12 protein-coding genes are annotated in these 13,470 nt (G+C 51.8%); 8 read left to right on the top strand and 4 right to left on the bottom strand.

Going from position 1 to position 13,470, the window contains the following annotated elements:
• The 4 genes from L0156_03875 to L0156_03860 all read left to right on the top strand — a co-directional run.
• On the top strand, positions 1-184 hold a 184-nt coding region (locus L0156_03875; GenBank protein ID MCI0602128.1), incomplete at its 5' end, for an FAD-binding protein.
• A gap of 17 nt (positions 185-201) precedes the next feature.
• A complete protein-coding gene (locus L0156_03870) occupies positions 202-402 on the top strand; it encodes a hypothetical protein (GenBank protein ID MCI0602127.1) in 201 nt (66 codons plus the stop codon).
• A gap of 191 nt (positions 403-593) precedes the next feature.
• Positions 594-929 (top strand): PadR family transcriptional regulator, encoded by a 336-nt coding sequence (locus L0156_03865; protein MCI0602126.1) that lies wholly within the window; start codon positions 594-596, stop codon positions 927-929.
• A 4-nt stretch (positions 930-933) separates the two neighbouring features.
• Positions 934-3,546, top strand: coding sequence for an ABC transporter permease (locus tag L0156_03860; GenBank protein ID MCI0602125.1), 2,613 nt, complete (start codon positions 934-936; stop codon positions 3,544-3,546).
• Positions 3,547-3,664: 118 nt separating this feature from the next.
• Here L0156_03860 and L0156_03855 read toward each other — a convergent pair whose 3' ends face one another.
• The gene (locus L0156_03855) at positions 3,665-5,752 is read right to left on the bottom strand and encodes an alkaline phosphatase D family protein (GenBank protein ID MCI0602124.1); all 2,088 of its coding nucleotides are present in this window, start codon (positions 5,750-5,752) and stop codon (positions 3,665-3,667) included.
• Positions 5,753-5,989: 237 nt separating this feature from the next.
• Here L0156_03855 and L0156_03850 point away from each other — a divergent pair, with 237 nt between their 5' ends.
• The 3 genes from L0156_03850 to L0156_03840 are packed head-to-tail and all read left to right on the top strand — an operon-like array spanning position 5,990 to position 8,476.
• Positions 5,990-6,514 (top strand): sigma-70 family RNA polymerase sigma factor, encoded by a 525-nt coding sequence (locus L0156_03850; GenBank protein ID MCI0602123.1) that lies wholly within the window; start codon positions 5,990-5,992, stop codon positions 6,512-6,514.
• Entirely contained in the window at positions 6,511-7,290 is a 780-nt protein-coding gene (locus tag L0156_03845; protein MCI0602122.1) for a zf-HC2 domain-containing protein, read from the top strand. Before L0156_03850 ends, L0156_03845 begins: the two co-directional genes overlap by 4 nt.
• A 10-nt stretch (positions 7,291-7,300) precedes the next feature.
• Positions 7,301-8,476 (top strand): aspartyl protease family protein, encoded by a 1,176-nt coding sequence (locus L0156_03840; protein ID MCI0602121.1) that lies wholly within the window; start codon positions 7,301-7,303, stop codon positions 8,474-8,476.
• Between the two features lie 239 nt (positions 8,477-8,715).
• Here the strand turns inward: L0156_03840 and L0156_03835 are convergent, their stop codons facing one another.
• The 3 genes from L0156_03835 to L0156_03825 form a co-directional block, all read right to left on the bottom strand.
• Positions 8,716-8,913 carry a DNA-binding protein gene (locus tag L0156_03835; GenBank protein MCI0602120.1) on the bottom strand — a complete coding sequence of 66 codons (198 nt, stop codon included), beginning with the start codon at positions 8,911-8,913 and terminating at the stop codon, positions 8,716-8,718.
• Between the two features lie 126 nt (positions 8,914-9,039).
• Positions 9,040-11,697 carry a protein kinase gene (locus L0156_03830; protein MCI0602119.1) on the bottom strand — a complete coding sequence of 886 codons (2,658 nt, stop codon included), beginning with the start codon at positions 11,695-11,697 and terminating at the stop codon, positions 9,040-9,042.
• A gap of 226 nt (positions 11,698-11,923) precedes the next feature.
• Complete coding sequence (locus tag L0156_03825) at positions 11,924-12,073, bottom strand: DNA-binding protein (protein MCI0602118.1); 150 nt, start codon at positions 12,071-12,073, stop codon at positions 11,924-11,926.
• A gap of 85 nt (positions 12,074-12,158) precedes the next feature.
• On the opposite strand from L0156_03825, the gene L0156_03820 reads away from it, so the two are divergent.
• Positions 12,159-12,866, top strand: a complete 708-nt coding sequence (locus tag L0156_03820; protein ID MCI0602117.1) for a hypothetical protein — start codon at positions 12,159-12,161, stop codon at positions 12,864-12,866.
• The last annotated feature ends 604 nt before the right edge of the window (positions 12,867-13,470 follow it).

The following is a 13,470-nucleotide window of genomic DNA, read 5'->3' as shown; positions in this document are numbered from 1 at the left end:
GAACATGGCAAGCGAATTGAGTGAAGCACTCGGTGGCAAGCGCTACCTTTCGGGCCTGGTCCAGTTTGATCAAAGGAAATGGAAGGAACACTACGATACAAACTGGAGCGAAATGAAACGAATGAAGAAGAAATATGATCCGAACGGTGTTTTGAATCCCGGGTTCATCGACTTCACCGCATAGGATTATACCGGCTGGTGATGAAGGAAGTGCTGTTTCTGCTGGTCATCGGGCTCGCAGTGGGAGTCCCCTCCGCGATGGCACTGGGCCGATATGTTTCCTCCCAACTCTATGGGATCCAGAGCGGCGATCCATGGATTGCTACATCGACAATACTCGTTCTGGCGATGGTGGCCGCTGCGGCGGGAATGATCCCCGGCGCATCGTGCAAGCCGCATTGATCCGATTCTCGCCCTGCGCTTCGAATAGCGAACACGTTGTTTTCACCGCAGAGTACGCGAAGTACGCAGAGGCAGCACAGAGTTTGTTTTGCTCCGTGAAGCTCCGTGACTCCGTGGTTTTTCAACGCAAAAGCGCGAAGCCGCAATCTTCATCTTGACAATCAAGAGGAAAGTGCCTATGATGACGGATCATGAGCGAATCGAATACAGACGTGATCCAGGGCACGCTGGATATGCTGATCCTGAAGACATTGAGTTTGGAGCCAATGCACGGTTTTGGTATTGCACGCCGGATCGAGCAAATTACGCGGGGTGTTTTTAAAGTAAATCCAGGGTCGCTTCTTGTTGCATTGCAACGATTGGAGCGAGCGGGGCGGATTGACGCAGAATGGCAGCAGACCGAAAATTCCCGGCGCGCGCGCTTTTATAAGCTAACCAGGTCCGGATGCAAACAGTTAGATGTCGAGACGGCCGAATGGGAACGGCGCGTGGGCGCGATCGCAAGGTTGCTAAAAGCCGAAGGTTGATCGTATGTCCGTTTGGCGACAACTGAAGCTCGGGTTTCGGACGCTCACCTCTCGCACACGTGTCGATCAGGAAATTTCCGAAGAGCTCCGCCACTACCTGGAAGAATCAAAACAAGCGCACATTGCTCGGGGGTTGTCAGTGGAGGAAGCCGAACGGACCGTTCGGCAATTTGGAAGCGCGGCAAGCCTGCATGAACAGGTACGGAGTTACGGCTGGGAAAATATCGTGGAAGCATTCTTTTCCGATTTGCGGATCGCCTGCCGGCAACTGCGAGCGTTACCGATCATTACAACAGTCGCTGTGCTGACAATCGCGCTGGGGATCGGTATCACAACGGCGATTTTTGGCTCGATCAATCCGATTCTGTTTGAATCCTTGCCCTACCCGCATGCAACGCAGATCGTCACAATATCCGAGTTCACGAACGACGGAGCGCGCATCGACGGCACTTTCGGCATGTTTCGAGCCCTGACGGAACGCAGTCAATCCTTTGACGCGATCGCAGCGTACAAACCGTGGCATCCCACCATGACAGGAACGGGTCCTGCGGAACGTTTCAACGGGCAACGCGTCGGCGCCGCTTACTTTGATGTGTTCGGCACAGCACCATTCCTCGGCAGAAGCTTCCGCACGAGTGAAGATCGAATGAACGGTCCGAACGTGATCTTGATCAGTTGGAATTTGTGGCAGCGGCGGTTCCATGCAGAGGAAGCGATTCAAGGTCGTGTGATTCGTCTCGATGATACAAATTTTGAAATCATTGGAGTCATGCCGAAGGATTTTGAAGATGTACTCGCGCCGGCCGCTGAGATCTGGTCGCCTCTGCAATATGACATGTCGCAGGGAAGAGCCTGGGGACACCATCTGCGAACGATCGGACGTCTGCGCACAGGGATCACTTACGATCAGGCAACCGGGGAAACGAATCGAATCGCGCGCGACGTATTAAGAGAACAACGACCGGAGACTTACGGTGAACAAATCAAATTAGTGGTGAAGTCGCTTCAAAAAGACATTACATCAGCTGTGCGGCCCGCGCTTCTTTCCATTATGGGCGCCGCAGTGCTGGTTCTGTTGATCGCGTGCGTAAATGTTACCAATCTGCTACTTACGCGAAGCGTTCAGCGGCAGGGAGAATTTGCCATGCGCGCTGCACTCGGCGCAGGCCGTGCGCGCATCATTCGGCAGCTTCTAACGGAATCACTTCTGCTTGCATTCCTGGGGGGCGCTGCCGGCCTGGTTGTTGCCTTCTTTGGGGTACAAGCGGTGATCGGACTGAGTCCGCCCGGTTTGCCTCGCGCAAGTGCAATTGCGATTGATCGCAGCGTTTTCGTTTTTGCGTTGACCATTACCACCTTGATTGGACTCTTCATCGGTGTCATTCCAGCGCGTCAAACAGCCCGGTCTGATGTTCGCCATCATCTTCAAAACGCCCGTGCAACAGGATTCGGAAACTCTCGAATCAGAGAAGCACTGGTCGTAGGTGAAGTTGCTCTTGCCCTGGTGCTGCTGGTGAGCTCCGGCTTGTTGTGGCGAAGTCTGAACCGCCTGTTTGCCATAGACCCCGGATTTGATTCCGCAAACGTTCTTACGATGCAGATTTTCGATGACGGCTCGGAAGGCCAGCGGTTCTTTGAACAGACAATTGAATCTGTAAGGCAGATACCTGGCGTGGCAAGCGCAGCGTTGACAAGCCAACTCCCGTTAAGTGGCGACCTTGATGAGTACGGCGTGCATTTTCAAGCAACTCCTGACCGTGCGTCTCAAAGCTACGGTTGTTTTCGATATTCCGTCAGCCCGGGTTACATCGAAACCATGGGGATACCGCTGCGGCACGGCAGATCGTTCCATGAAAACGATCGGAGCAATGCGCCGTTCGTTGCCCTCATCAGCGAATCGCTCGCGAAATTGCGATTCCAGCAAAGCGATCCAACTGGACATCGGCTCCGAATCGGACCGACAAACGGTCCTCCTTATACGATCGTGGGTGTTGTTGCGGATGTGAAACAAATGTCGTTGGCTGCAAACGAATCGTTCGCCGTGTACATTCCTGCGCAGCAATGGCAGTTCAAGGACCAAACCATGTCGCTGGTAATCCGCGCGCAACGTGATGCCGCGACGCTTGCGCCTGTTGTGCGCGCTGCTGTCGGATCCATCGATCCAGATCAGCCCATTGTACGCGTTGCAACGATGGATGAGCTTCTGGCCGCCAGCGCATCAGAACGACGGTTTGCATTGATTCTGTTTCAGACCTTTGCGCTGGCTGCATTACTTCTTGCTGCAGCGGGAATTTACGGTGTGCTGGCCGGCACCGTCGCCCAACGGACGCGCGAAATCGGCGTTCGTTCCGCGCTCGGAGCTTCACGCCGCGACATTGTGGTTTTGATCGTGCGCAAAGGAATCACGCTCACGGGTCTCGGTGTCGCTATCGGATTTCTGACCGCGACTGTTGTGACGCAGGGCATTGTTGCAATACTGTTTCAAATTTCACGTCTCGATCCACCGACGTATTTTGCTGTCGTCGCGCTGCTCTTCTCGGTCGCCATCGTCGCTTCAGGACTACCGGCATGGCGCGCCTCTCGAATCGATCCTGCGATCACATTAAGAGCGGAATAACCGGGGTGCAAAAATTGTATCTTGATTCACCGCAGAGTACGCGGAGTGCGCAGAGGATTTAAATAAGATCCCTTCATGAATTCAGCGTAAACATTTCCGCCGCCTACTTATTCGCCGGCTAAAGGCGGCGCTCCGTTCGTGAAGCCCCGGGAGGGACATCTCCCTCAACAATTGTTTGCTGGAGGCGTGGAGTTTCACCGTGCTTCCACAACTTAAGGTGATGCGCAACTCGATACTGCAGTGGACCGCCATCGGGGCGTTCGGCACGTTCGAGCGGTCGTGGGATGCACACGAATTCCACCTTGAGCTCGGAGCTGCCGGCAAAGACAACCGCATAACCATGTCCGCCCATATCAGCAAACCAGAGATGCGGCGCAACTTCCGCATTTCGTTGGGACAACGCCTGCTCCAGATTTCCCGTTTTCTGAAAATTGAAAGCGGATCGGATCCCGTGCATCAAAGATAAATTGATCGCAGGTTTTGGACGCGAACCGGAAGACGGATCGGCGAGAAAAACGGCCCGGAGCGGATCGTCTTTCGGCAAGTTATGTTCGAGCGCTTCCACCAGACCGGGCGCCGATACAGATCCTGTGATGAATTCAGCTCCAACGGGAACAAATGGTTTCGGCGGAAGCGCAGCCGAAAGCAGACCGGCAAAAAACGAATGCCTGTCTCCCGCAATCGAAACGAATCCTGGTATTTTCTCCCGTTGAATAAAGTCAAAGATTTCCGCGCGTTCGTATGGATATCCGCCCCACTCCATTGCCATCACGCCGTAATCGTCCACAGGCCAGAGTTCTTTAATTTCATCCGACGCGTTTTGGAGATCCAGACGAGGGTCCAGCGATGCAAAGGAGTTGCCCCACAACTTCCACGGCGCTTTCGAATTCTTCAACTGATTCAGGAACCATTTTTTCTGATCGATACCGAGAACTGTTTTGGGCGGTTGATCCTTGAACGGGTTCACAACCTCTTCTCCACCAAAGCGAATAGTGGCGGGAAGCTTACCATCATTGTAGGCCCGACCGGCGTCCATGATTTCCAGCGCATTTTGCGGAAAGAAGAATGGAATCTTTTCCACCGTAAATTTGCCGGCTTGTTCCATGTCCAGTACCGATTCCGAACGGAACGAGTGATTGTCTGTGATGATGAGATCCACATTGCGCCCGTAACGCAGCGTGCGGAAAATCTGAAGGCTCCGAATCGCTGCCAGATTGTTCGGCTCCTGCCCGAGTCCGTATTCATCGAACTTGTCGATCGGCGCATTCGCAACATCGGGCGCGTGAAAACGATTCGGATCGAATCCGCCCGGCTGCAGCACACGGCCAGGCTGGTATTCAAACCATGCCTGATTGGCTGCAACTTTTACTTTCTGCGCGGGACGCGGCGCATCCACGTTCTGGATGCTCTGCCGCCCTTTCCAGGAAAACTCATGGTTGTCCCAGACACACACGAATGGCCAGCGAGCACGCGCATCCTGCAGATCAGGATCCGCCAGATAAGCGCGATAGAGAAGGCGATAATCCTCCAGCGTCATTGGATAATGCATGTCGCGGAACTTCTTACCGCCGGGATAGCGAACAATATCGCGAAGGCGGCGATCGTACCTCTGGCTTCCATCCTCCGGATAGATCACCACTTCATAAACGTAATCGCCTAAATGCAAAACGAAGCCAAGCTGATCTTGTGCAGAGCGTTTCTCATCTTCCCAGATCATTCTCCGGTACGCGTTGCACGCTCCCTCCTGCACGTTCTGACAGCTCACGAACGCAAACGCAATCTGTTTTTCGTCTTCTTCGGAAGGGGCCGTCACGGTGCGGCCAATTCTGCTGCCGAAACCGGATTCATCGGTAAAGCGATACCAGTAAACACGGCGCGGTTGGAGTCCTGCGGCAAGCACGCGACACGTCCAATCGGTTTCCGCGGAAACTCGCGCGGTTGTTGTCGCAATCACTTTGCGGAAATCAAAATCTTCCGCGACTTCCAACAGCAGCTTCTTTGCTTCTCCCCATTGTCCGGGAGGCCGTCGGGTCCACAAAATCACGCTGTCCGGATGAGGATCGCCGGAAGCAACACCCTGCGGATAAACATCGCGCCGCTCGCGCCACGAAATTTTTGACTCGCTTGCAAACGTCGATCCCCACGCCAGCGTCGCGCCAAACGATGCAGCAAGCTCCAGGAATTTGCGCCGGCTAATCGTATCCATGCTGTCTTGATTTTACCGCAGAGGACGCGGAGTACGCAGAGTGAAAAAGAAAATAAGCCTCTGCGAACTCGGCGTCCTCTAGCGGTGAAACAACAGGGATTCCCATGGCAGACGGAATTATCGTGAGCAACCTGAGGCCTTCTCCGGATGCGTTTCATCCCAAAACCTTTGTCGATCCTGGAAGAAACAGGATAGCCTCATCGTCTAAAAGACTGCAGTGATGCAGTTTCACTGACTTTGAAGCTGAGGCCACGACGGTTGGAAGATTTCGAGCAGGTTTTCCGCGACAACGTTTCGAGGATTTATCGCCTTTCCTATCAGTATCTGGGGAATCCAGACGCTGCTGAAGATGCGACGCAGGAGACTTTTTTAAGAGCGCTCCGATCCGAAAAAGATTTCAGACACTCGTCGGAAATTTCAACCTGGCTGTTCCGAATCGCAGTGAATGTTTGTCTCGATGGAATCCGGCAAAACAAACGCCGGCGCATGGAAAGTCTCCATTCACTACCGGAGCCAACCGTCAGATATTCAGCGCAGGAAGATTTAGAAAAACTCGATTTACAGCGCAGAGTGCGAATCGCGGTAAACGCTCTTCCGTCGCAACTCAGGATGCTGGTGGTGCTTCGTGAATTTGAGGACCTTTCGTATCAGGAAATTTTGTCGATCACCGGCCTTTCCATTGGGACCATCAGTTCAAGATTGAATCGAGCGCGGCTTCAAATCGCGCGTGTTTTCCAAAATGAATTCAGGAGGGATTTATGATGCACTTCTTTGCGAAACGGTACCTTTCGGCCTATCTGGACGATGCCCTGAATGATAAAAACCGGAATGCAGTTAGGCAACATCTGGAGCGTTGTTCGTCATGCCGCCAACTTTATGCTGCAATCAAACAAAGCACAGAGTTGATCCAATCCGTGCGCAAACAGAGCATCCCATCTTCCATCGTCTATGCCGACGTTCGCTCCCCTTCATTCAGCCGTTATGGTTGGGTGGCTGCCGCTGCGGCTTTCCTTTTTGCAGTGGGCACCTTGTTGTTTTCATACAGCAAAACGAGGAGTACGATCGATCCGCAGGGAGCCATCTACCTGGATTTGTTGCTTCAAGAGGCGGCCAATTCCGGCAGCGGGCCTCAATTGATCAAATCCCCTTATCATGCGCTCGCGCAATCTCCCGTGGAACTGTCGCGCATCACAGGCAGGCAGTATGCGGAACCTGTATTGCCCTCAGATTTCCGGTTTCAGCGTGGTTTCATTTACGAGGAGCAGTATGGTGGTGGAGTGGGGCGCGTGTACGTCTCCAATGAAGGCAAGATTCTGTGTTTGTTTGAGCAACCTGTCGAAACGAAGATGGCTTACGGCGCCGGAAATCAGGAGGTGCAGGAATTTCTTGGAAGAGATTGTATCGAGGTTCTATGGCCTTCGTTGCGGCTTGTGTCTTGCGAGTCCGGTGATAAACGAATTCTGATGCTCTCCAACATCAGTACAGAACAGCTGGAATCTGCGTTTCGATCTTATCCCGATCTTGGTAGCCAACAGTAAGGAGAAAATGATGCGTATCCTATTTATCGTCTTGTCTCTGATCTTCGTCAACATCAGTTTTGGTGATCAACCCTCGCGGCCGATCGCCACAATTCCGTTTCAACTGGTCGAAAAACTCATCTTTTTGCAGGTTCAGGTCAATGGCTCAGAGCCATTGTGGGTCATTCTCGATTCCGGTGCGAGTGGATGTGTGATTGAAAAACAAACCGCGTTGAAGCTGGGGTTGAAGACTGCCGGAGCAGACCAGGTGGGAGGGGCCGGAGCTGGAAAGACAAACGTTACCTTTGCAAAAGACATCAAATTTTCACTTCCCGGCCTGGATATGAAAGTCGATAGAGTGATGGTGATCGATTTTGCCGGAATATCGGAAAAGCTGGGACACAAATGCGATGGATTGATCGGATATGAATTTTTTGCTTCTTATGTTGTTTCGATTGATTATGACTCTCGGGTTGTGCGCGTTTACCAGCCAGAAAGTTTCGAATATAACGGTGATGGAGAAATTCTACCTACTCAAGTGAAGAAGAAACATCCATATGTCCGGCTAAAACTGTCCACGCCGGGTGTGCAACCGGAGGAACCGGAGCTGCTCATCGATACCGGCTCAGCCGATTCCATCGATAGCGAACTGATCGCGAAATCGAACGGCCATAAATACGAAGCGATCGGTGGAATCGGTCTAGGTGAACCATTCCGCATCACTCTGGGGACTTACGATACTGTTCAAATCGGAAAGCTGAAATTGGAGAACGTCGATGGCGCGTCAGGAAATTCCCTCATCGGTGGGGATTTCCTGCAACGTTTTCGAGTGATCTTCGATTATTCGCGCGCACGAACGATCTTTGAACCCAGCCGGCACTTCGAAGACGAAACGTTGTTAAATTTGAGCGGTCTTGATGTGGAATCAACACCCGAAGCAAACGCTTTCCGCATTTCCAACTTGTTGAAGGGATTTGCCGGAGAGAAAGCCGGCTTTCTTCCGGGCGATTTGATCGTTGCAATAGATGCCCAACCTGCGAGCGCCTTCACATGGGAGCAAATGATTCGTTTGCTACATCAGGATGGGCAAACATACTGGCTCACCATCAAGCGCGGCAACGAAACGAAAGTGTTACCGCTGGTGATACCCGGGAAAGTGAGAAAACCGCTGGCATTCTCATCTATGACGGCAAGCACTTCAACGTAAGCACGGATACTATGCGCGTCAATAATTCTAAATTGCATCCTCAGCGTCAACCATTCACCGCAGAGGACGCAGAGTTAAAAGAACAAAACTTACAAAGCAGTTCAAATCTTTTCGACGAGGTGGTGATGCAGCCAGTTCAGTAATTCTTCACGGTTCAGTTTTGATGAAACAACAGCTAGAATCGTTGCTTCTTGCTCTTCAGTAGAGTATCAGGATTTCAGAAACTGTAAGATAGCGCATCAAGCGAGGCGCTTGTAGAGATCCGCGTTCTTTTCCAGAACGTACTGAACCGCTTCTTCAAATTCCCGATCGGGGCGGTTCAACTGGTCTTCGACACTCAGACGCACGAGATCTTCAACAGAGATGTGAAGACGCGCCGCTCGTTCCTGCAACTGTTGGATTTTCTCTTCAGAAATCTCAATGGTGAGCTTGCTCATGCTTCGATAATTCCAAATAACGCCGTCAGCGTCAACTCATAAATTCACCGCAGAGGAAGCGGAGTACGCAGAGCGGGCTTCGCCCGCAACCCAAAACTTTGTAAACAAAGTTGTGGGGATGTCCCGTTATTTATTGCTTTGTACCGGCGACCAGTTGAGAAACACGCGCACTTCGGCGGGCCACGCAATTTCAGGTCGCCTTACGATGACCAGCCGGCCATCCGGCGCAACATCATACCCCGGCAACCCATCCAAATCCGCAGAGTGATAATCTTGTGTGACCAACAATGGTTTGGAAGGGCGCGGATCCGGACCTGCGCTCAAAGAGACGGAGTGCAGGGTATTCTCAAAACGTGTTAAGAAAAGCTCTCGACCGTTTCTTGAAAACACAGGTTCAAAATTTTCGCCGTTACCACTGGAGATTTGCCAGCGACGTCCGGGTCCAGGATAGGCTTCCAGATAAATCTCATACGATCCCGATTCATTGGAGGAATACGCAATCCACTTTCCATCCGGAGAAAGTGCCGGACTGAATTCATCGCGCGAAGTTTTCCGAAACGCTTCAAATTTACCGGGAGTCTTCAGAAAAAATCGACCAACATTTCCGGAAGTTTCCTGATCCACTTCCGTCAACACCATTTCCTGGCCATCCGGAGTCCAGGCCCCGGGTAACAGCACAGATGCTGATGTCACCAGAGTTTCCCGATTTCCTGCTCCGTCTGCTGAGTGCCAGAAGATTCCATTCGGACCTAAAGCATCCGAACTATAGGCGATCCTGTTTCCGTCGGGTGTCCAGACAGCATATGCGCTGCTGCCTTGCGTGGGCAAACGGGACCATGTCCCGCGCTCCAGATCCAGAATGGCAATTACAAAACGCCCCTCCTGATATACCGACACCGCAAGTTTGCGCCCGTCCGGAGAGATTCGAGGCATATAATAAGGAAGTTGCTGATCAGAAATGGATGTTTCTCCACCTTTGCGATCCAACCATGCAAGCCTTCTGTTCTCTGCGCCAAGTGCGGGACCCGGCACAAACGCAAATGTTCCGGCAGGGGATACGTCAAAAAGGGAGTTTGCTTCGCTTAATATATCGAGCACTCCATCCAACAACGTAAAAGCCGCACCAGTAATCTCCTGGCGCTTCCTATCAAAAGGAACTGCGAACAGCGTGCTGTCGCGTGAAAAGATGATGTGATCATTCGCGAATCGTGGATGAGCTCCCTGTTCTATTAAAACCTTTGTTTGTTTTGTTTCGAGAGAATAGAGAGCGATCTTCCGTGTTTCGAAACCTGGCCCGGCCTGAATCGTATAGAGAATGCTTTTACCGTCCGGTAAGAAGTGCGGCCAACTGTGAGCCCTTTCACCCTTTTCTACGTTCAGCGATGTAAAAGGCTGCGGCGTTCCGCCATCCGCGGAAACAGACGCAAGCCCCGATCCGTAAAGTGGTGTAAAAACGATCGTGCCACCAACATTCCAGGTCCCACCCCAATCGTTGAAAGCATCGCAAATCGTAATCGGGTTTCCACCTGTGACCGGTATTTTTTTCAGCTTATCAGATGCAAAGAAGGCGATCCATTTCCCGTCCGGCGAAAAGAATGGTGCTTCCGCGCCATCGGTTCCGGCAAGTGCAATCGTTTCAAAACGATTCGTATGGCGAAGATGAAGCTTCCTGCCCGCGGAGCCGCTCGTCACAAAAACAACAGTCTTACCATCCGGACTCACAGCAAGATTCGTGACGGAGTGTTCGGGAGGAGCCACCAGGATGACGCGATTGGAACCGGAAAGAGCATTCTCACCGGATCGTTTCGAAACCAGGAATGCTACCAAAATGGCGCCCACTAATACTGCTGCAGCAAAGAGTGCCCACGGCAGAAGCGAACGTCTGGATGAAACAGTTGGCGATGTTTGGGATCCGGAGTGCGAAATCGAATCGCTGATCCACTGGAGTGCGTGTTTGAGATCGGTTGCGTTCTGCAATCGTTCTTCTGGATCTTTGACCAGACAGCTTTTCACAAGATTTTCCAGAGCAAACGGAGTCAACGGCTGAACGCGCGATAGCGGCGTGGGTTCCTCTTTTAGAATTGCTGCGATGAGACTCGCTTCGCTGGTTGCGTTGAAAGCGCGTTTGCCGGTGGCCATCTCATACAACACTGCGCCGAACGCAAACAGGTCCGTGCGCGAATCCGCATCTTTTCCTTCGAGCTGCTCCGGCGCCATGTATTGAAACGTTCCAAGCACCACTCCTTTCTTCGTGACAGGATCGTGTCGCGTAGGAAGTGTGGAAACCGCATCAGACTTTTCGGCTTGCGGGCGCATTTTCGCAAGCCCGAAATCCAGGAGCTTTGCGCCGGATTTCGTCAGCATGATGTTGCCCGGTTTCAGATCGCGATGCACGATGCCTTCGCGATGCGCCTTTTCCAAAGCATCCGCGATTTCCATCGCGTATCGCAGCAGCTCAATGAGTGGTAATGGACCCTTTCGCAGACGTTCCGCCAGAGATTCCCCTTGAAGAAATTCCATCACAAGGAAATCGATGCCGCTTTCCTGACCGATGTCATAGAGGGTGCAGATGTGCGGGTGATTTAAGCTGGATATAGCGCGAGCCTCGCGCTGCATGCGCCCTCTGAGCTCCGAATCGGACGACAGATCGGACGATAGAACTTTGATCGCAACCGTCCGATCCAGCCTCGTATCCCGCGCGCGATACACCTCCCCCATTCCACCAGACCCAATCGGACTAACGATTTCGTACGGCCCAAGCTGCGTCCCCTGTTGCAGTGCCATAGTCAGACATTATAAGCCGTGTTGTGCGCATACTGTCTGGTGATGATACGCGGTTTAATTTTTCACCGCAGAGGACGCGGAGTACGCAGAATTAAATAATAAAACTTACAAACGATTCAAATCCTTTCAACGAGGTGCTGATTCAGCCAGATACCAAAAGAACCGCCAGATTGGAGAATGATTTTTTCGTAGAGTATCAGGATTTCAGAAACGGTAAGATAGCGCATCAAGCGAGGCGCTTGTAAAGATCCGCGTTCTTTTCCAGAACGTACTGAACAGCTTCTTCAAATTCGCGATCAGGGCGGCTCAACTGCTCTTCGACACTCAAACGCACGAGATCTTCAACAGAGATGTGAAGACGCGCCGCTCGTGCCAGTGGTTATGTGGCAAGGCTCATTCAACGCGAAGGCAGCGAAGCCGCAAAGAATAAAAACTCAACGCCTTTGCGTTAGAATCTATGCATGAGGAAGGACATTGCTGTTTACAACGAAGCGACCGGCTTTACGATTCATCCTGCCGGATACTGCGGCAAATCGCGCAAAGAAGTAGGGGATCATCTTTATAAGAGCGTTCAGGAAGCACTGATCATCCCGATCAAACTCGTACAGGATAATTGCCCGCATGTTCGGATCATCACGGGAGAGTTAACCCCGCAGGAAGAGGCCGAATGGGTCGATCGATTTATTTGGAAGCTGCGCATTCCGTGCGGAGAGCTTGTGCTGGAAGGAGGGTTTGATCCACGCGGTCCGGATGAGACATTTATGAGAACTACACCAGTGGAACCCGGCGATTATCAAGTGGAGGTCTACACGTTTTACTGGAGTATTAACGGTTTTGATACGTTGCCGGAAGAACTGGCTGAGCCGGCCGGTTCGTGGTTTCGTAGAACTCGTCCTGGCCAGGAATTTCCAAGCACCATGAGGTTTTATCTGGAAGAGTTTCCCGAGGATGATCCGGGTCATGAGGAAGAGCGGGACGAGTCTTATAATTCCGAAGATTATGAAGAGCCGGAAAAACCGGATTTTGTCGACTTCCTGGTTCGTCTGACGCCTTTAAAGACGGAACCACTGCTGGAATGTAATTCTGATGGCTGGTTTCCGATTGGCATCCATCCACGTAAGGTTGAAGTTTGTCCGGTAGGAATCAAGTTTCATCGCACAAAAACGTAAATATTGAAACGCAAAGTTACCAATGACGGCAGAGTCGTCACACAGAAATGATGAAAATGAAACCATGGAGACACGGAGCCTACGGAGATACACAGAGGAAAAAACTTAAAGAAGAATCTTTACTCGGTGATTCTCCGATTCCTCCGTGACTTCGTGGTCATTTTCAGGGCAGTTGATCATGACCTGACGGTCATCCTGAAACAATGAAAAATGTTATCCTCGCTTTAACGCTGGTTGAGCAGAGGCCGCTAGGCGTAGACGGGCCAGAGGCCCATCCTACAACGTAGGACAGGCGTCTTCGCCTGTCTGACGGGCCGGAGACCGTCCTACGATTGCTCCCGAAATTTCATTTTCAGCGCGGAGGCTAAGCCGCAAAGAAAATGTGATTTCAATAATAAATGTTCAGCGACAGATTTTTGCTAAAATGGCAAAATCTTGATCGAACGAATTCAACTACGAGCAATGCAAAGTTGAAATCAAGGTTTAACTCTGCGTTCTCCGCATGCCGTAATGCTTTTCAAAGCGATGATCGTACTCACCCACGAAGCGATCAAAATGGTGAAAGAGAACAGAATAGAAGGGAGTCTTCTCCGGATGTCTGGAT

The sequence above is a fragment of the bacterium genome, assembly GCA_022616075.1.
Classification (GTDB): domain Bacteria; phylum Acidobacteriota; class HRBIN11; order JAKEFK01; family JAKEFK01; genus JAKEFK01.
Note: the sequence above shows the minus strand (reverse complement) of the source record. Positions and strands in the feature narration are given on the sequence as shown.